This is a genomic window from Corynebacterium sp. Marseille-P8863, assembly GCF_946902955.1.
Taxonomy (GTDB): domain Bacteria; phylum Actinomycetota; class Actinomycetes; order Mycobacteriales; family Mycobacteriaceae; genus Corynebacterium; species Corynebacterium gottingense.
The window spans coordinates 70,403-89,428 of sequence record NZ_CAMPQC010000009.1 but is presented as its reverse complement, the minus strand read 5'-3'; the positions used below and the strand labels follow the sequence as shown (position 1 = coordinate 89,428).

The window sequence follows — 19,026 nt, the reverse complement described above, 5'->3', positions numbered from 1 at the left end:
ACAAAATGAATTTGCGGACTTTTATGCGTGCCCAAGAGAGGGGTCACGGAACGCGGTGACCCGGCCTTTTGCATCCAGCGGCAGCACTTCCGCGCAGGCGCGGTACTTCTTGACGTTATGACGGGCGTCGACAAGCGCATCGTGGCTCCCCTTCGGAACCCGCGGAAGCTTCGGCCGGCCGGCCATCTCCCAATACTGCTTCAGCTCGTGGGTGAAGTGCGGCAGCTCGCGCGGGTACGCGCTCATGTCACCCCACATCTGTGCGAACAGCACGTGGTCATAGCCGCCAACCCACGCCCAGAGGTGCGGCGTGGAGGAGTCAGCGGTGAGGAAGTCGAAGACCTCATCGCGGATCGTGCGCAGCGGCTTCCAGCGCGGGTCGCTCTCCGGCGGCAACTTACGCAGCACATTGCGGACGACCCAGTCGCTGGCGCGGGTGGCGTCGAAGTCGCAAGAAACCGCGTAGTACTCGCGGCCGTCCTCGGCGACGATGCCGATGGACACCAGCTCGATCGTCGAGCCGTCCTCAATGAACTCCGTATCGTAGAAATACTTCACCTGCGCACACAGGCCTTCCTAGTTCCAGGGTGTAAACATTTGCTACTCGCTCGGGCGATCATCCAAGCGGATCGGCAGGCGCTCCTCACGCCGAGCGCGACTGCGCGGCCAGAACATCACAACCGCGACGATGACGACGGCGATCGGTGCGGCAATTGTCGTGTGAAAGCCGGTTTGCGACGCAACAATGTAGAGCGCCACCGTGACAACCACCAGCACGATGCGGGTGAGGAGATCCTTGTCCATGCTCTTCATGCTCACCTACTTTCCCTCCGACGTTGCTTCCGGCTCGGCCCCCGGCGGGTACGACCCCGTCGCGGCGAGGGATTCCTTGACCTCGCTGGCGTAGACGTCAACGTAGTCGTAGCCCGTCAGCTCGGCGAGCCGGCGCATGAGGTAGTCCGTGAACGGACGGGCTACCTCGCGCGACGCCGGGTCGAACCCGTGCTCCGCAGCCCACGCGTGCGGGTCGATCTGCTCACTGATCTCAATGTGCACCTTCGCCGGGCGCGGGAAGTTGGTGCCGATCGGGTTGGCGTTGCGGGTGCCCACCATGCCGGTCAGCACGACGGGCGCGCCCGTTTCCATCGCGATGCGCGCAACGCCCGTGCGCCCCTTGTACACCCGGCCGTCCGGCGAGCGGGTGCCCTCCGGGTAAATACCAAAGAGCTCGCCGCTGTCCAGCACCCGCGTCGCGGCGTTAAGCAGGGCATCGCCCGCATCCGAGCTCTGGCGGTCCAGCGGGACCTGCCCCACCGAGGAGAAGAACCACTTCTGCACCGCGCCTTTCACGCCGGGCGTGGTGAAGTACTCGCTCTTCGCCGGGAACGTGAGCTGCCGGCGCACCATCAGCGGCAGGTAAAACGAGTCCATGACGGCCTGGTGGTTGGACACCATGATCGCCGGGCCGCGCTCCGGGATGTTGTCCGCGCCGTTGATCGTCGGGCGATTCCACACAATGAGGAACGGGCCGAGCACGGCCTTAAACAGTGAATACCACCGGTTTGTCATTGCGTTTGCTCCCTCATCAAGATGCTGATCAAGATTTCAGTGCTCGCCGCGCAGCATCTCGCGCGCGAGGTCAGCCACTCCGATCATACCGGCCTGGGGGCCGAGTTCCGCGCACTGGATGTCTGCTACCGGGCGGTACCCGGACCCGACCATCGTGTTCGCCATCGTTTCCCGAGCAGTGTCAATGAACAGGTCGGCGTCCTCCGACACCCCGCCGCCCAACACGATGAGGGCGGGGTCGAGCACGTCAGCGACGATTGACAGTCCGCGCCCCAGCCAGGTGGCGAAGCTGTCCACGGCGGCCTGCCCCAGCTCGTCGCCGGCGCGCGCCGCGGCCATCACGTCGCGCCCAGTCGCGCGTTTGTCCACCACCTTGCGGTACAGGCCACAGCGCTTGTAGGAGCCCTTCGCCGCGCTCTCTATCGCGCAGTCCACCAGCGAGGTCCCCGACGCGTAGCGCTCGAGGCACCCTTGCTTGCCGCAGGAGCAGACCCGCCCGTCCGGGACGACGGTAATGTGGCCGAACTCCGGGGCGGTGCCAAAGGACCCGCGGTAGATCTCCCCGTGGTGCATCAGTGTCGCGCCGATTCCCGTGCCCACGGCGAACAGCACCCACGTGTCGGCCGACTTCGCGGCGCCGAAGCGGTACTCGCCCCAGGCCGCCGAGTTCGCGTCGTGCTCCAAGCGCACCGGCAGGCCAAGGGCGTCACTGAGCTCGCGGCGCAGCGGGTGGTCGTCGCGCCACGGCAGGTGCGGGGCGAACCGCACGATCTCGCAGTCAGGGTCGAGGAAGCCGGCGATCGCCAGGCCGACAGCACCGATGTCGTACGTCTCGCGCAACTGGTTGACCAGCTGCACGATCCCCTGCGTCATTTCCGGGCCGGTTTGCGGCGTCTGCGTCTGCGCCGAGTCAAGAATCCGCCCCGCCGAATCCACGACGGCGGCGCGCAAGTTCGTTCCGCCGATGTCAAAACCGAGCGTGAGCGTTTCGTCCGTTGCCATAGCCCATCATCGTAGTTACTTCAGCTGTGCAGCCAACCTGCGGGTCAGCACGTCCCAGGCAAAGTGCTTCTCGACGCGCACCCGCCCCGCCTCCCCCATCCGCTTGGACGCGGCGGGATCACTGAGGAGGGTGATGGTGGCGTTGGCAAGCATGCTCACGCTCGTGCCGTCAACGACGACGCCGGTTGCCGGCGTGACGGTTTCGGGCGCGCCGCCGGAGTCGCCGGCGATGACGGGGACGCCGCAGGCCTGCGCCTCGAGGTAGACGATGCCAAGGCCCTCCACGTCGAGGCCGCCGCCGCGGGTGCGAGCGGGCATGGCAAAGACGTCGGCTGAGGCGATGGTGTCGCGCAGCGTTGCTCGGTCGACCGCGCCGGTGAAGGTCACACCTGCGGTGCCGCGGGCGAGGGTGCGGAGTCGGCGCTCGTCTGGACCGGACCCGACGATCACGAGCTGGGCACCCGGCACGGCTGCGCGGATGGCGGGCAGCGCGCGGATGAGCTGGTCCTGCCCTTTTCTGCGGACGAGCCGGGACGCGCACACGATGCGGGGCGCGGGCTCGGCGTGGGCGGGCTCGGCCGGCCGGAAAAAGTCCGTGTCCACCCCGGACGGCAGCGCGACGTACTCGGGGTGTGCGCCGAATGCGGGGGCAATGCGGCGGCGCGTGTAGCCGGAAATGTAGGTGAGTACGTCTGCGTTGCGGCCGATGTTGCGCAGGACCTGGCGCGCGCCCGGGAGCATCGACCAGCCGACCTCGTGCCCGTGGGTCGTGGCCACGACGCGGTGCGCACCGGCCCGCTTGGCGGCGCCGCCAAGGACGGCCAATGGCGCGGCTGCACCGAACCACACCGTGGTCGCGCCGTGGCGGCGGATCAGCTGCGCCATTGCCGCCCGGACGCGCGGGGTGGGCAGCATCACCCGGTGTGGCCACCGCACGATGGTGTAGGGCTGCGCGGCGTCCCACTCGCGCGCAGCCGCCGCGTCCTGCGTGGAGGCAAACACCACCACCGAGTTGGGCCCGTTCAGCGCAACGAGGTGGGAGACGAAATCCCGCAGATACGACTGAATCCCGCCGAGGGTCGGCGGGAAGTCGTTGGTGACAAGCAGCGTCGGGGCCATGGCCTGCCAGCGTACGCGGTTAGTAGCGCACTGCGCCCTGGGCCGGCATGGAGTTGACCGGCACCACCTGGACCGGGATGCCGTAGTCGGACGCGTGGACCACCATGCCGTCGCCGATGTACATGGCCACGTGGGTCACGCCCGGGTAGTAGCCGATGATGTCGCCCGGCTGCAGCTGGTCCATAGAGACGGGCGTACCGCCGGCTAGCTGGGCCTGCGACGTACGCGGGATGCCCTTACCGTTCTGGCCGTAGGCCCACACCATGAGGCCCGAGCAGTCGAATGCGTCCGGGCCGGTCGCGCCCCACCCGTAGGGCTTGCCAATCTGCGCGAGCGCTGCGGCGACCACGCCAGAATCCGCGGCCGGCACGTTGGCACCGAGGTCGATCGGTCCGTCCTTGGCAATCCAGCGCTGGCGATCTTCCTCGTTCAGACTGTCAACCTGGTCTTCGATGTCACGGATCTGGCCGTCCAGCTCGTCGCGCTCGCGGTGGAGCGCGTCCAGCTGCGCGGCGAGCTGGTTGCGGTTGTACTCCGCTTCCGCCTTCGCAATGTTCGCGCTCCGGGCGCGCGACGCTGCCTCTTCGTTGGCGGTGTTCAAGCCATCAATGGTCATCTGCGCGTTGCGGGACAGCGAGTTGAGGTATGCGGCTCGGTCGATCGCCACCTGCGGGCTGCCCGACTCGAGCGTAGTGAGCAGCACCTCCGACTCCGAATTGCGGTACTTCGACTGCGCAATGTCGTTGACGTTGCGCTGGTAGCTCGCCTTTGCGCCGTTGGCCTCCGCAGCGGCGGTGCGCGCCGCGGCAGCCTTCTCGTCCGCCTCCGCGATCTTGCGTTCGGACTCGGCGACCTGGTCCTCGAGGGCCTTGATCTCCTCCGACTTTGCCGTGGCTTGGTGCGAGACGTCCTCGAGCCTGTCGATCAACTCATCAACGTTGTCCGCACCAGCCGGCACCTGCAGCGCGGCGACCGCCGCCGAAGAGAGCGCACCGACCGCGATGACCATTGCGCCTCGACGTCCTGAACGGCGCGCACCGCGCGCGTGGAGAGAGTGTTTGCCCACGACAAATCCCCTTGAGCTTTCAAGCCGAGTACGCCACTCGGAAAACCAATATCGGCCGTGGTCCAACTGACCGCAAGCCTTTACAAAACTGTAACTACTATAGCCAGATCAGCCGTCCAACAAAAGCACACCCGGCCAATCAGCAACGATTGACACGGGTGTGAAAGTTGGTGCGCAACGAGCACGCGAATCCGGGAGTTAGAAGCGGACCACGGAGTGGACCGGCATCATGCTCAGCGGGCGCTCGCCGACCGGGACGCCGTCGTTGAGGGCGTCGATGATCATGCCATTGCCAGCGTAGATAGCAACGTGGGAGGCGCCGCTGTAGTACACGACGATGTCGCCCGGCTGGATGTTGTCCAGGGAGACCGGGGTACCCGCGGAGGCCTGCGCCTGCGAGGTGCGCGGGATGGACTTACCGGCCTGGGCGTAGACCCAGGAGGTGAAGCCGGAGCAGTCGAACGCGTTCGGGCCCGCTGCGCCGTAGACGTACGGCGAGCCAATCTTGGTGCGGGCGATGTCGACGATGCGCTCACCCTGGGTCTTCTCCTGCACCACCGGCGCCGGCGCGGACACCGGAGCGGAGTACTGCTGAGCGACGGCCGGTGCCGGAGCCTCCGGCAGGACCTGCGCCTCAACGTTGGCGATGAACTGGTTGAAGCCCGGGACGTTGGCGATACCCGGCAGCGTCTTCACCTGGGACAGGGCCTGACGGTACTGGCCGCCATCGGCCTTGCCCGCCAGGGACGGGACCCAAGCCTCGATGCCCGGGATGTTTGCGACACCCGGAATGTTCTCAATGCCCGGGATCTGGGCAGCAACCGGGGTGTTCGGGACGCGGACCTCAGCGGCGGAAGCCTGGGTCGGGACCATCAGAGTCGCGCCTGCGACGACGGCCGTGGCAGCTGCGACGGTGCGCACTGCGGAATTGTTCTGGCGACGGTGCTTAGCCATTGTAAGTTTCTCCATATCTTCTCTTCGCCTACCGGGTTGCCTGTCGGGCTGGGCCCTGAGAATGCGCCCTGACGTACCTCTGCACGCCATCCGCCCTTGTAGGAAAGTGCGGTTTCCCGGTTCCACATCGCTCGTGCATCTCACTCGGTCCGCGGAATTCGGCTCATATGTTCTGTTTTCGTACCTTGCAAGCAACGGCTGTTGTCGCAATGTCTCGATCAGATTACGAAACGGCAACAAGTTTGTCCAACACTGAGAGTGTTACTAATCCGTTATCGAATCTTTGCACAGCTTTTGCCCGCTTATCGACGCCACCACTCCCCCACAATTCGCGCCGCTCTTTCCCCAATTTCTATCCATTGACCTGCACTAAACCGACCAGCGCGGAAATTCCACTGATTGACTACAGCTGTACGCTGCGCCATTTACGAAACTACTGTGACGTTAGACACAGGGGCAATTTTGGCGGGTGCAACGGGGGCAGAAGGGCGTCGGCAAGCATGCTCCTCGCCGTAAAATTGGGTCTATACCGATACCCCCTACAGGAAGGATCGCCCAATGAAAGCACTGACCTATTACGGTGCGAACGACGTGCGCATCGAAGACCGCCCCAAACCCACGATTCTCGAGCCAACCGACGCCATCATCCGCGTGGACACCACGACGATCTGTGGCACCGACCTCGGCATCTTCCACGGCAAGAACCCGGAGATTGAGGCCACCGAGCGCGAGCGCACCGGCGAATGGAACGGGCGCATCCTTGGACACGAAGGTATCGGCACGGTCGAGGCCGTCGGCGACTCCGTGAAGAACTTCAAACCGGGCGACAAGGTCCTCATCTCCTGCGTATCGCGATGCGGCACGTGCGAGAACTGCCAGAAGCAGCTGTACAGCCACTGCCGCAACGGCGGGTCCTGGATCCTGGGCTACATGATCGACGGCACGCTCGCGGAGTACGTGCGCACCCCGTTCGCGGATAACTCGCTCTACCACCTGCCGGAGACACTGGACAAGGAGGTAGCGGTCTTCCTGTCTGATGCGCTGCCCACGGGCCACGAGATCGGCGTGCAAAATGGTGCCGTCGCGCCCGGCAAGGACGTGCTCATTGTCGGTGCGGGACCGGTAGGGATGGGCGTGCTGCTCACGTCGCAGTTCTACTCCCCCGCATCAATCACTGTGGTGGATATGGACGACAATCGTTTGGCCAAGGCCAAGGAGATGGGTGCGACGTACACGGTGAACCCGGCTAAGGAGGACGTCGCGGCCCACGTCGCTTCCATCACGGACGGTTACGGCGTGGACACTGCCATCGAGGCGGTCGGGCTGCCGGCTACGTGGGCAACGTGCGCCGAAAACGTCAAGGAGGGCGGCCACATTGCCGTCGTCGGTGTGCACGGAAAGCCGGTCGACTTTGAGCTGCAGAAGATGTGGATCAAGAACCTCACCGTCACCACCGGACTCGTGAACGCGAACACAACGGGCATGCTGCTCAAGGCGGTCCAGAACTCGGACCTGCCGATCAACTCGCTGGCCACCCACCACTTCACGTTTACAGAGCTGGATGAGGCGTGGGAGACGTTCGCGCACGCCGAGGAGCACCAGGCGATGAAGGTCATCATCGCCAACGCGTAGCAGCGCACGACGAAGGCCCCTTTCCCATTCTGGGAAAGGGGCCTTCCAGCGACCGCGAATTACTGTGGCGCAGCCTAGTGGCTCGGCTCGTCGGTGGCGTTGCGGTCGGAGAGGTGCTTCGTCTCTTCGAGCTTGCGCAACGTCTCGATCTCCTCGTGGTGCTTCTGCGCCTCCGCGTCGCGAACGCGCTCGGTGACACCAAGCTCGGAGGACTTGAAAGTACCAACCGTCTCGGAGTCAGCGAAGCCAAGCTGGTTGAGCTGCTTCGGAACCGGGGCACCGGCGTACTCGAGCGGGACCGGGTGGCCGTGCTCGTCCACCGGACCGAGCGGCTGGTGGATCTCCACGAACGCGCCGTTCGGCAGCTTCTTGATCACGCCGGTCTCGATGCCGTGCTCCAGGACCTCTCGGTCGGAGCGCTGCAGGCCGATGCACAGGCGGTAGGTGATGAAGTAAGCCAGCGGCGGCAGGATGATCAGACCGATGCGGCCGAACCAGGTCATCGCGTTCAGCGAGATCTGGAAGAAGTGGGCCACGTGGTCGTTACCACCGGAGATGGTCAGCAGCAGGAAGAACACGAGCGCCATGACACCGATGGAGGTGCGCACTGGAACGTCGCGCGGACGCTGCAGCAGGTTGTGGTGCGCGTCGTCGCCGGTGATCTTCTTCTCGATGAAGGGGTAGGTGATCAGCAGGACCACGAGCAGACCACAGAGCAGGGCGACCCAGAAGGCACCCGGGATCGTGTAGTTACCCAGGTAAAGCTCCCATGCCGGCATGACACGGGCGGCACCATCGGTCCAGAGCATGTAGACGTCAGGCTGCGAACCTGCGGAGACCTGCGACGGGTTGTAGGGGCCAAGCATCCAGATGCTGTTGATGGTGGTCAGACCGGCCATCGCTGCGAGGACGCCAAAGACGAACATCATGAAGCCGATTGCCTTGACGGCGAAGACCGGCATGATGCGGATACCAATGACGTTGTTCTCGGTACGGCCCGGGCCCGGGAACTGGGTGTGCTTCTGGAACCAGACGAGCAGCAGGTGAGCTGCGATCAGCGCGAGGATGATGCCCGGCACGATCAGCACGTGCAGAATGTAGAAGCGATCCAGCATGAGGTCCGACGGGAAGTCGCCACCGAAGATGGCCCAGTGCATCCAGGTACCGATGATCGGAATACCGACGATGATGGCGGACATAATGCGCAGACCGACGCCGGAGAGCAGGTCGTCCGGCAGGGAGTACCCCATGAAGCCCTCGATCATGCCCAGGAGCACCAGGGTGACACCGATGATCCAGTTCGCCTCACGCGGGCGACGGAACGCGCCGGTGAAGAAGATGCGCATCATGTGGGCGAACATCGACATCATGAACATCAGCGCTGCCCAGTGGTGCATCTGGCGGACGAACAGGCCGCCGCGGACCTCGAACGAGATGTTCAGTGCAGTTGCGTATGCGCGCGACATCTCCACACCGTTAAGCGGGAGGTACGCGCCGTCGTAGATGACCTTGGTAATAGACGGGTCGAAGAACAGCGCCAGGTAGACACCGGTCAACAACAGAATGATGAAGCTGTACAGGGCCATCTCGCCGAGCATGAACGACCAGTGGCTCGGGAAGACCTTGTTCAGCTGGGGGCGAAGCACCCCAGCGATTGTGTACCGCGAATCAACATTGTCCGCGACTTGTGCAAGTTTAGTACTCATTAGGACTTACGCTCCCAGAATGCCGGGCCGACGGGCTCGATGAAGTTGCCGTTGGCGATGAGGTAACCTTCTTCGTCAACAGTCACAGGAAGCTGCGGCAGCGCACGGGCGGCCGGGCCGAAGACCGGCTTGCCGTAGTGCAGTGCGTCGAACTGCGACTGGTGGCACGGACACAGGATGCGGTTCGTCTGGGCCTCGTACAGCGAGGTCGGGCAACCGATGTGCGTGCAAATCTTCGAGTATGCGTAGTAGTCGCCGTAGTGGAAGTCCTCCTGGCCTTCGCGCTCAACGGCGCGCTGTGCGTCCTGCGAACGCAGGCGAATCAGCATGACGGAGTTACGCGGACCGTGCAGCGAGTGCATGTGGTGCTCGTACACGTCGCGGTTCGGGTCGTACTCCTTGCCGTCGTTGACGTCCTCCTCGTAGAGGGGGAAGACAGTCTCCATGGACGCGGCAGCCAAGTCCTCCGGGCGCATGCGCACCAGGCGGGAGACGCCGGCGGTGCTGTAGTGCGAACCGGTTTCGCCCTCGTGCAGCTCGGCGATTGCACCGGTGTCGCGGCCGAGGTAGACCTTGACGCCCTGGTCCTGAATGGTCCAACCGTGGGTCCACAGCGTGCCGTCGCCCATGTAGCCGAGCTCGGTGCGCGGGCGCCACGGGTTCTTGATCAGACCGCCCAGCGGGGCGATGACCATGAGACCGGCCAGCACGCCAGCGCCGCCAAGGAGGCCCTGCATGGCCTTACGACGGCCAAAGGTCGAGGTCTCCCAAGCGTCGTTCAGCAGCGCCGTCGTCGTGCGGCGATCCAGCTCGCTGGAACGGCCGTCGTGGCGGCGCTGTACCGAGATCTCCTCGGGGATGAACTTCTTCACGTACTGGATGATTGCAATGCCCAGCGTGACAAAGCCAAGACCGGAGGTCAGGCCCAACAGCGGGGTGTACAGGGTGTAGACCCACAGATCCTCGTCGCCGTGGAACTTCGGCTCCCAGGGCCAGAAGAGGTAGACGCCGAGGAACGCGATGCCGCACAGGACCGAAACCAGCAGCCAGGCGTTGATACCTGCGGCTGCGGACTTCTCGCGCGGGTCGCCCTCGACCGGGAAACGCTCCTTGCGGTAGGCAACGGTGACGTCGTCAAGCTCGGTGCCCAGCGCGGCCAGCTCCGCATTGCTCATGCGGTCCAGCTCTTCGTTTGTGTAGTTCTTCTTTACATCACTCATGAACGCGATCCAATCCAGATAGCAGCGGCGGCGACCAAGGTCACGCCAATCATCCACATAGCCATACCCTCAGAAACCGGGCCGAGGCCGCCCAGGGCGTAGCCGCCGGGGCTCGGGGTCTCCTTAGCCGACTTGATGTAGGCGATGATGTCTCGCTTCTCATCAGCAGAGAGCTGACGGTCAGAGAACTTCGGCATGTTCTGCGGGCCGGTGAGCATCGCCTGGTAGATCTCCTGCTCGTTGGCGGGATCCAGGGCCGGTGCGTACTTACCGGACGACAGCGAACCGCCGCGGCCGGTGAAGTTGTGGCAAGACGCGCAGTTCAGGCGGAAGAGCTCGGAACCGCGGGCAACGTCGGCGGCCTGAATCTTGCCGTCGTAGTCCTTACCGCGCAGCGACTCCATGGCGACGCTGCCGTCCTTGTCGTACACGAGCTCGGGGCCGCCACCGTTCGCCGCGACGTACGCAGCGAGGGCGAGTGCCTGGGACTCGGTGTAGCGCGGACGCTTGCGCTCAGCCTGCGCGTCGTTGGACATCATCGGCATACGGCCGGAGTTGACCTGGAAGTACACGGCGCCTTCACCGGTACCGATCAGGGACGGGCCGCGGTCCTCAACGCCCTGCAGGTTGGCGCCGTGGCAGGTGATACACGCGACGTCGTAGATGTCCTTGCCTTCTTGGATCATCGCCTGCTCGTCTCGCTCGGCGTTAGCAACCTGAGCGTTCGGGGCCAGTGCGGATGCCAAGAGGCCGGCGCCGGAGAGGCCGAGCGTGAGCGCGGCTGCACCAGCGACCGTGCGCCTGGTCTTGCGACCAATGCGCTTCTTCTTTGGTGTGTTTTCCATCTTGTTTCCTTTTAGCGACTATTCAAACGGTTACTAGGCCGGCTACTGGACGAGGTAGATCGTGGTGAACACGCCGATCCACACGACGTCCACGAAGTGCCAGTAGTAGGAGGTCACCATTGCGGCCGTAGCCTGCGCCGGGGTGAACTTCGACTTGGAAACGCGGAGCAGCACCACGATAAACGCGAGGATGCCCGCGGTCACGTGCGCCATGTGGAATCCGGTGATGATGTAGAACACCGAGCCGTAGACGCTTGCCTGCGGCGTCACGCCCTCGTGCACCATCTCAGTCCACTCAAACGCGACGAGGCCCAGGAAGACCACGCCGAGCAGAATGGTTACGGAGAACCACTTGCGAAGCCCGAATACGTCACCCCTTTCTGCAGCAAATACGCCCACCTGGGACGTCACCGAGGAAGCCAGCAGAACGATAGTAATGATGAGGCCAAAAATAACGTTCAGGTTTTCCGTCTGGTGCGCCCAGTCTCCGGCGGCCAGGCCGTTTGCGCGCGACGTGAAGTACATCGCGAACAAGCCGGCAAAGAACATCAACTCTTGGGCGAGGAACGCCATCGTGCCAACGCTGACCATGTTGGGTCGGTTCAGCACTGGGACACGATTCTGCGGTGTCGCCATACCTTGATTAGTAATTGCGGTCGTCACGCATGTGATTATGGCGCGTTTCCGCCTTAAAGTCACCTCGAATACCCCCGGACTTTCTCTGACAGGCATGCCCCAACCTGCCGTTTCAGCGCGAACAACGGTTACGGAAAAACTTTTTGAAAAACTCGGGAACTTTTCGCCCGCGCTTTACGACGCGCATCGCCCCTGGTCACACCAACACGACACAAGCGACCGCCACCGGGCACCGATTTCCACAACCTCGTGCCCCTCCCCGACCGACGGATTCACGGTCGCACTGCTGGTTCCCCAAGTTCCCGAATGTGTCACTTCTCACATTTTCTCCCAGGGGATTTGGCGCGCGGACCTACTTTCGGTTGACCCCTGGGCGGGTGGGCGTCGAAAAGCGAAAAGCCCCGGCACCGAAGTGCCGAGGCTTGCGGACCCGCGAAGGCAGCGGGGCGGAGCAGTTAGTGCTTCTCGCGCGGGATGCCGTACTGCAGGTTGAGCTGGGTGGTGGTCCAGATGAGGAACACTGCACCGAAGGCGATCAGCCACAGCTGGTAGAAGGCGATACCCAAGCCGAGGAAGAGCACCGCGCCGGACATTGCGAACGGCCAAATGGAGTGCGGGGAGAAGAAGCCGAGCACGCCAGCGCCGTCTTCGATCTCCGCCTCTTCCCAGTCCTCGGGGACGACGTCCATGCGTCGCTCGGTGAAGTCGAGGTACACACCCATCATGAAGCACAGGGCGGTTGCCAGAACGAGGGCAACGCCGCCGACCCACTCGAGGCCGAACAGGTAAGCATCTTCACCAATCCAGCTCGTGGCGAAGATGTAGATCACCGCCATCAGACCCAAGAAGGTGCCAATTGCGTAGAAAACTTTTGCGCCAGGACCCATAGTTCTACACTTCCTCTTTCTTAGTTGTTGGCAGCGACAACGGCGTTATCGCCGTCGCGGGTTGCGGTGCGGTCAGTGACAAACGGGTGGGTGGTCGTTGCGAACGGCTCCTCGCCGATAGCCTTCAGCGCGTCCGAGTTCGGCGCCTCCGGGTTCGCTTCGCGGAACTCCATGTAGTCCTTGAACTTCTCCGGCGAGACGGCGCGGAGCTCGAAGTTCATCATCGAGTGGTAGGTACCGCACATCTCAGCACAGCGGCCGACGAATGCGCCTTCCTTCTCAATGCGCTCGATCTGGAAGCTGCGCTGCTGCTGGTTCGCCTCCGGGTGCGCGTAGACGTCGCGCTTGAACAGGAACTCCGGAATCCAGAACGCGTGGGAGACGTCGCCGGATGCGAGACGGAACTCGATCGGCGTGTCGGTCGGCAGGACCAGCACCGGAATTTCCTCGGTGGAACCGATGGTCTCGATCTTGTTGAAGTTCAGGTACGACTGGTCACCCTGGGACATGCCGTGAATCGGGTTCGCGTTCGGCATGTCTTCCGGATCGTGCTTGGTCTCCTCGGCGAGCGCCTGGCGCTCCTTGTCCACGCCCTCGTACTTCTGGCCATTGTTGGTGAACTCGCCGTCAAGCTCGGCGTAGCCGAACTTCCAGTTCCACTGGAACGCGGTGACGTCCACGGTCACCTTCGGATCCTTGTCCAGCGCGGTGACCTTGGTCTGCGACTGCACGGTGAAGAAGAACAGGACCATGACGATGACGATCGGCACGATGGTCAGCGCAAGCTCCAGCGGGACGTTGTACTGCAGCTGCTTCGGGAACTCGCCCTCACCCTTCTTTTCCTTGGCCTTGCGGTTCCACTTGAACACAGCGGTGAGGAACAGGCCCCACATGATGATGCCGACAATCCAGGCGGCAACCCAGACCCACACCCAGAAGTTGTACAGCTCAGTGCCCTCCGGCGTAATCGGGTCCGGCCAGCCCATGTCCAGCACGTTAGCGAGGGCCTCCGGGGGAGCAACGCTGCAGCCAGCGAGCGCGAAGCCACCGAGCAGGAGCGAGCCTGCTACACCGAGCTTCCGGGCAAAGCTGCGCTTTGTTTCCTTTTCCACGTGTGTCTGCCTTCCTGTCCACACTTCAATTCGTTGAAAACGATGAACGTTCATAGAAATGCCAGAGCATTCCTACCCATTCCTACCCAGTCAGAATAGTTCATCCAGCGGGCAGGCACGGAATTGCAGATTGGAGCCGCAACGCGCCGAGCTTTCGCTTCTCGACGCACACCCGCCACCCTTGGCTTTTCCCCATCACCCACTCGGCGCGTGGTCTGCGTCACCCAAAAACCGGGTTTTTCGGCAAAAAGTTCATCCGAAAGTTGGCCCCCAATCGGGGACGGGCTAAAGGTTGAACTACCGCGGCCACGTCTGGTTCGCCGTTCCAGCCCTCGGAACCTTATCCTGGAACACATCATGACGCGCCCCCGCCGATGCTTGCGGCGCACCGTATATATAAGGAGAAGGTTCAACTTACGATGTGTGGCCTGCTTGCAATGCTTACCGCCGGATCCAACGCCAGCGCCTTCGTCCCCGCCGTGGACGACGCGCTGCCGTGCATGTACCACCGTGGCCCGGACGCCGCCGGCACCTGGCACGACGACGACGCAGTGTTCGGCTTCAACCGCCTGGCCATCATTGATCTCGAGCACTCCCACCAGCCGCTGCGCTGGGGCCCGGCCGAGAACCCCGAGCGCTACGCCATGACGTTCAACGGTGAGATCTACAACTACATTGAGCTGCGCGAAGAGCTCCAGGCCGCCGGGTACACGTTCAATACTTCCGGCGACGGCGAGCCGATTGTGGTGGGCTACCACCACTGGGGCAAGGATGTGGTCAAGCACCTGCGCGGCATGTTCGGCATCGTGATCTGGGATACCGAGACCAAGACGATGTTTGCCGCCCGCGACCAGTTTGGCATCAAGCCGCTGTTCTACGCCACGACCAACGCCGGTACCGTTTTCGCCTCCGAGAAGAAGTCCATCCTGAACATGTCCGAGCAGTTGGGCCTTGACCTCTCCGGTCAAGACAACGGCCTGGACCGTCGCGCCATCGAGCATTACGTGGACCTGCAGTACGTCCCTGAGCCAGAGACGCTGCACGCCGGAATTCGCCGCGTAGAGTCCGGCTGCACCGTCACCCTGACCCCGGGCGGCGAGGTCCACGCGGAGCGTTACTTCAAGCCCGATTTCCGCACCACTCCGGTAACCAAGGACAAGGAGCAAGACCTCTACGACCGCATCGCAGCGGCGCTTGAGGACTCGGTGGCGAAGCACATGCGCGCCGACGTTACCGTCGGCTCCTTCCTCTCCGGCGGTATCGACTCCACGGCAATCGCCGCGCTGGCAAAGCGCCACAACCCGGACCTGCTCACCTTCACCACCGGCTTTGAGCGCGAAGGCTACTCGGAGGTCGACGTGGCGGCCGAGTCTGCCGAGGCCATCGGCGTAGAGCACATCGTGAAGATCGTCTCCCCCGAGGAGTACGCCGACGCCATCCCGAGGATCATGTGGTACCTCGACGACCCCGTCGCCGACCCGTCGCTCGTGCCCCTGTTCTTCGTGGCCCAGGAAGCGCGCAAGCACGTCAAGGTCGTGCTGTCCGGCGAGGGCGCCGACGAGCTGTTCGGCGGCTACACCATCTACAAGGAGCCGCTGTCGCTCGCTCCGTTTGAGAAGCTCCCCTCTCCCCTGCTGCGCGGGCTGAACAGGCTCGGGCAAGTCCTGCCGGAAGGCATGAAGGGCAAGAGCCTGCTCGAGCGCGGCACCACACCGATGGAAGACCGCTATTACGGCAACGCACGGTCCTTCAACTTCCAGCAGCTGGAGCGGGTGCTTCCCTGGGCGAAGCGCGAGTGGGACCACCGCGAGGTCACGGCGCCGATTTACGCGGCGTCGACAAGCATGGACCCGGTGGCGCGCATGCAGAACCTTGACCTCTTTACCTGGATGCGTGGCGACATCCTGGTGAAGGCGGACAAGATGAACATGGCCAACTCGCTCGAGCTGCGCGTACCGTTCCTGGACAAGGAAGTGTTCGAGGTGGCGCAGACGATCCCGCATGAGCAGAAGATTGCGAACGGGACGACCAAGTACGCACTGCGACGCGCCATGGAGCAGATCGTGCCCGCGCACGTGCTCAACCGCCGCAAGCTCGGCTTCCCGGTGCCGATGCGCCACTGGCTCGCCGGCGAAGAACTGTACGGCTGGGCGCAGGACACGATCAACGAATCGCAAACCGAGCACATCTTTGACAAGAAGGCCGTGCTGGAGATGCTCAAGGAGCACCGCGACGGCATCTCGGATCACTCGCGCCGCCTGTGGACCGTGCTCGCGTTTATGGTGTGGCACGGCATCTTCGTCGAGCACCGTATCGACCCGCAGATCGAGCACAAGGAGTACCCGGTCAAGCTGTAAACGGGCGGCCGCGTTTGGGGGTCCTGCGTGGGCTGGCGGATCCGGGGGGCACGCCGGGGCTGGGTGCGCAAAGGGGGCTGGGTGCACACGGGGCAAATGGAGCTAGCTCCCTTTGGGCGGCGCCGGGGTCCGCGACCAGGCGTTTTACGGGCAGCGTCCGTCTAGATGGAGCTAGCTCCGTTTGCACCTGGCAGCACCAGCCGGCCGGGCGTTTTACGGGCCACGTGCGTCTAGATGGAGCTAGCTCCGTTTGCACCGGGCGGCCCCAGCCGACCAGGCGATTCCCCGACACACCTATCCACATGGAGCTAGCTCCGTTTGCACCTGGCAGCACCAGCCGACCGGGCGTTTCCCCGACACAGCTATCTACATGGCGTTAGCTCCATTTGCACCGGGCGACCCCAGCCGACCAGGCGTTTTGCAGGCAGCATCCGTCCAGATGGAGCTAGCTCCATTTGCGCCAGGCAGCACCAGCCGCCGGCGAAGTAGCTGCGCGAGCTCAAGGGGTAGCGCTAGCTCTACCCAAAGACTCCGGTTGCCACCATTGTCCGAGCCCCGCCGCCACGGTGGAATGGACACCATGAGTACAGCAAAGAAAATTCTTCTCGTCCTCGGCGGCGTCGTAGTCGCCATCGGCCTGGCCCTTGCGGCCGCCTGCTACGTCTGGGGGCCGACACTTTCCGCGCAGATGACCGGCCAGGCAAAGTTCCTGGGCAAAGATTCTCCGCAGCGCTACGCCCGCACGGTGCTCGACCTGTCTGAGTCCATGGGGTTTTACGCAGACTCGGAGGAGTTCGCCGCCGCTCGAACCAAGGCAGAGGAGGCTGCGAAGGACGCAGAACACCAGGCCGAGCTACAGGACGTGCTCGACCAGGCCGTCCACGCCGCCGGTGGCAAGCACTCCAGGCTCATTCCGGCGGAAACCCAGCAGCCAGACGCCGAAGAAGACAGCCCTACTGCCCAGGTCGGAGTGACAACGGTGGGAAACGTCGCGGTCGCAACTGTGCCGGGCATCGGCCGGAACGATGAAATCCAGCAGTACGCGGACACCCTCACCAGTGGACTGATCGAGGCCCGGGACGGCGGGGCGTGCGGCGCGATCGTCGACCTTCGGGGCAACGATGGCGGCGACATGGGCCCCATGATCGCCGGCCTGTCCCCGCTCCTGCCCGACGGCACTGCGCTCGAGTTTGTCAGCCGCGCCAACACGTCCCAGGTCACGGTCGACGGCAACGCGGTCAGCGGCGGCGGCACCCCGCTGGAAACTGCAGGCGGTAAGTGGGAGGCGCCCACCGCAGTGCTTGTCGACGCCACCACTGCCTCCTCCGGCGAAGCGACCATGCTCGCTTTCCGCGGCTTGGACGACTCACGCTCGTTCGGCACGCCGACCGCCGGCTTTGCCTCGGCCAACATGGTGTATGACTTCCCCGACGGCAGCGAGCTGATGCTTACCGTCGCAAAGGACAAGGCCCGCACGGGCGAGGAGTTTTCCGAGGATCCGGTCGCGCCGGACACTCCTACGGACTCCGGTGATGCGGCGCTCGACGAGGCGAAGGCGTGGCTGCACGCCGAGCACGGTTGCGAGGCGTAGCCGGCCAGAAAAATACCCCGTCCGCTGCGGAAAGGATTCGCGCAGTGGACGGGGTATCGGAGGCGTTGCGACTTAGTTGAAGGAGTCGCCGCAAGCGCAGGAGCCACCGGCGTTCGGGTTGTCGATGGTGAAGCCCTGCTGCTCGATCGTGTCTGCAAAGTCGATGGTGGCGCCCATGAGGTACGGCACGCTCATCTTGTCCACCACGAGGCGCACACCGCCGACCTCGTCGGCCTTGTCGCCGTCCAGGTCGCGGTCGTCGAAGTACAGCTGGTAGCGCAGACCAGCGCAGCCACCCGGCTGCACGGCGATGCGCAGGGACAGGTCGGTGCGGCCTTCCTGGTCCAGCAGCGCCTTGGCCTTCGCGGCGGCGGCATCGGTCAGGTTCACACCAGTTGCAGAGGTAGGTGCAGTCATTGAAATCTCTCCTTATATATGTGGCCGGAGTTTGCCCCATCATACTGCCCGCGCAGCATCGGTGGGGTCGGTGGGGTTTCCTCACGCCTCGCAACGCGGGGCCGTGGGCGATTATTCCCGGCAGCGCATTGCTCCTTTCCGGGCGGCGCCTTGTAGCCTAGAGTGCGTGAAACTCCCATGGCAGAAATCTGAGCAACAGTCCGAGCAACGGGCCGGGGGCGGCTCGACCGCCATCTCCGCCGCGGAGATCGGTGGGGCATCCGGTGGGGACGAGGGGGCGTCGATAAGCGATGCACACGACGAGCCCAAGTACCCGAAGGGCTACACGCCGCCGAAGGGGCGGCCGACCCCGAAGCGCCACGACCAGGAGGTCAAGCGCGGCGTCTTGCGCGACCCCGACAACATGACGCAGGCGCAGCGCGCGCAGAAGAACAAGGAGCTCAAGGCCTCCATGTCGAAGGAGGAGTGGAAGGCCTACAAGAAGGAGCAGCGCGCGGAGAACCGCCGCGCGAACAAGGAGATTCAGGCGCGCATCGACGCTGGCGACGAGCGCTACCTCATGGACCGCGACAAGGGCGAGGTGCGCCGCTACGCGCGCGACTGGGTCGACGCGCGCCGCTTCTTCAACAACTACGTGATGCCGGTCGCGCTTGTGCTCGTGGTGGTCCTGTTCATTGGCACGTGGCTGCCCGAGGTGTCCGCGGTGCTCTCCGGGCTGACCATGCTGTTTATCCTGGCCATCTTCATCGAGGCCTTCGTGATTGGCAAGCGCGTGAACAACGCGGTGCGCGCCAAGTTCCCGGGCACCACCGAGACTGGCTTCGGCCTGGGTATGTACGCGTTCTCTCGCGCGTCGCAGCCGCGCAACTGGCGCTCGCCCAAACCGCAGGTGAGCATCGGCGAGAAGGTCTAA

18 protein-coding genes and 1 riboswitch are annotated in these 19,026 nt (G+C 64.0%); of the genes, 4 read left to right on the top strand and 14 right to left on the bottom strand.

Annotated elements, in window-relative coordinates; genetic code table 11:
• Positions 1 to 21: 21 nt before the first annotated feature.
• From OVO38_RS08275 to OVO38_RS08245, 7 genes are all read right to left on the bottom strand, one after another.
• Positions 22 to 558, bottom strand: a complete 537-nt coding sequence (locus OVO38_RS08275; protein ID WP_267208212.1) for a polyadenylate-specific 3'-exoribonuclease AS — start codon at positions 556 to 558, stop codon at positions 22 to 24.
• Positions 559 to 600: 42 nt separating this feature from the next.
• Entirely contained in the window at positions 601 to 813 is a 213-nt protein-coding gene (locus tag OVO38_RS08270) for a hypothetical protein (protein WP_095534894.1), read from the bottom strand.
• 6 nt (positions 814 to 819) lie between these two features.
• Positions 820 to 1,569: a lysophospholipid acyltransferase family protein gene (locus tag OVO38_RS08265; RefSeq protein WP_095546952.1), complete on the bottom strand. Its 750-nt coding sequence runs from the start codon at positions 1,567 to 1,569 to the stop codon at positions 820 to 822.
• 36 nt (positions 1,570 to 1,605) lie between these two features.
• A complete protein-coding gene (locus OVO38_RS08260; protein ID WP_095538108.1) occupies positions 1,606 to 2,571 on the bottom strand; it encodes an ROK family protein in 966 nt (321 codons plus the stop codon).
• A 15-nt stretch (positions 2,572 to 2,586) separates the two neighbouring features.
• Entirely contained in the window at positions 2,587 to 3,690 is a 1,104-nt protein-coding gene (locus OVO38_RS08255; protein ID WP_267208211.1) for a glycosyltransferase family 4 protein, read from the bottom strand.
• A 19-nt stretch (positions 3,691 to 3,709) separates the two neighbouring features.
• Positions 3,710 to 4,756: a C40 family peptidase gene (locus OVO38_RS08250; RefSeq protein WP_233126995.1), complete on the bottom strand. Its 1,047-nt coding sequence runs from the start codon at positions 4,754 to 4,756 to the stop codon at positions 3,710 to 3,712.
• A gap of 198 nt (positions 4,757 to 4,954) precedes the next feature.
• Positions 4,955 to 5,710: a C40 family peptidase gene (locus tag OVO38_RS08245; protein ID WP_095546948.1), complete on the bottom strand. Its 756-nt coding sequence runs from the start codon at positions 5,708 to 5,710 to the stop codon at positions 4,955 to 4,957.
• 13 nt (positions 5,711 to 5,723) lie between these two features.
• Positions 5,724 to 5,884, bottom strand: a riboswitch (cyclic di-AMP (ydaO/yuaA leader).
• A gap of 384 nt (positions 5,885 to 6,268) precedes the next feature.
• On the opposite strand from OVO38_RS08245, the gene OVO38_RS08240 reads away from it, so the two are divergent.
• Entirely contained in the window at positions 6,269 to 7,342 is a 1,074-nt protein-coding gene (locus tag OVO38_RS08240) for a zinc-dependent alcohol dehydrogenase family protein (RefSeq protein WP_095553904.1), read from the top strand.
• A gap of 74 nt (positions 7,343 to 7,416) precedes the next feature.
• On the opposite strand, the gene OVO38_RS08235 is transcribed toward OVO38_RS08240, so the two are convergent.
• The 6 genes from OVO38_RS08235 to OVO38_RS08210 form a co-directional block, all read right to left on the bottom strand.
• The gene (locus tag OVO38_RS08235) at positions 7,417 to 9,048 is read right to left on the bottom strand and encodes a cytochrome b (protein WP_095553903.1); all 1,632 of its coding nucleotides are present in this window, start codon (positions 9,046 to 9,048) and stop codon (positions 7,417 to 7,419) included.
• Complete coding sequence (locus OVO38_RS08230; RefSeq protein ID WP_095547266.1) at positions 9,048 to 10,268, bottom strand: ubiquinol-cytochrome c reductase iron-sulfur subunit; 1,221 nt, start codon at positions 10,266 to 10,268, stop codon at positions 9,048 to 9,050. Before OVO38_RS08230 ends, OVO38_RS08235 begins: the two co-directional genes overlap by 1 nt.
• Positions 10,265 to 11,113 (bottom strand): cytochrome c, encoded by an 849-nt coding sequence (locus OVO38_RS08225; protein ID WP_095547267.1) that lies wholly within the window; start codon positions 11,111 to 11,113, stop codon positions 10,265 to 10,267. Before OVO38_RS08225 ends, OVO38_RS08230 begins: the two co-directional genes overlap by 4 nt.
• A 42-nt stretch (positions 11,114 to 11,155) precedes the next feature.
• Positions 11,156 to 11,776 (bottom strand): cytochrome c oxidase subunit 3, encoded by a 621-nt coding sequence (locus OVO38_RS08220; RefSeq protein ID WP_173783230.1) that lies wholly within the window; start codon positions 11,774 to 11,776, stop codon positions 11,156 to 11,158.
• Between the two features lie 428 nt (positions 11,777 to 12,204).
• Positions 12,205 to 12,636: a cytochrome c oxidase subunit 4 gene (locus OVO38_RS08215; RefSeq protein WP_095278124.1), complete on the bottom strand. Its 432-nt coding sequence runs from the start codon at positions 12,634 to 12,636 to the stop codon at positions 12,205 to 12,207.
• Positions 12,637 to 12,656: 20 nt separating this feature from the next.
• A complete protein-coding gene (locus tag OVO38_RS08210; RefSeq protein ID WP_095534902.1) occupies positions 12,657 to 13,748 on the bottom strand; it encodes a cytochrome c oxidase subunit II in 1,092 nt (363 codons plus the stop codon).
• Between the two features lie 419 nt (positions 13,749 to 14,167).
• Here OVO38_RS08210 and asnB point away from each other — a divergent pair, with 419 nt between their 5' ends.
• Together asnB and OVO38_RS08200 are read left to right on the top strand one after the other, a co-directional pair.
• A complete protein-coding gene (gene asnB, locus OVO38_RS08205) occupies positions 14,168 to 16,105 on the top strand; it encodes an asparagine synthase (glutamine-hydrolyzing) (protein WP_267208210.1) in 1,938 nt (645 codons plus the stop codon).
• A 580-nt stretch (positions 16,106 to 16,685) separates the two neighbouring features.
• Positions 16,686 to 17,696 carry a S41 family peptidase gene (locus OVO38_RS08200; RefSeq protein ID WP_267208209.1) on the top strand — a complete coding sequence of 337 codons (1,011 nt, stop codon included), beginning with the start codon at positions 16,686 to 16,688 and terminating at the stop codon, positions 17,694 to 17,696.
• 72 nt (positions 17,697 to 17,768) lie between these two features.
• Here the strand turns inward: OVO38_RS08200 and OVO38_RS08195 are convergent, their stop codons facing one another.
• Positions 17,769 to 18,113, bottom strand: a complete 345-nt coding sequence (locus OVO38_RS08195; RefSeq protein WP_122085595.1) for a HesB/IscA family protein — start codon at positions 18,111 to 18,113, stop codon at positions 17,769 to 17,771.
• A gap of 166 nt (positions 18,114 to 18,279) precedes the next feature.
• On the opposite strand from OVO38_RS08195, the gene OVO38_RS08190 reads away from it, so the two are divergent.
• A complete protein-coding gene (locus tag OVO38_RS08190; protein ID WP_267208208.1) occupies positions 18,280 to 19,026 on the top strand; it encodes a DUF3043 domain-containing protein in 747 nt (248 codons plus the stop codon).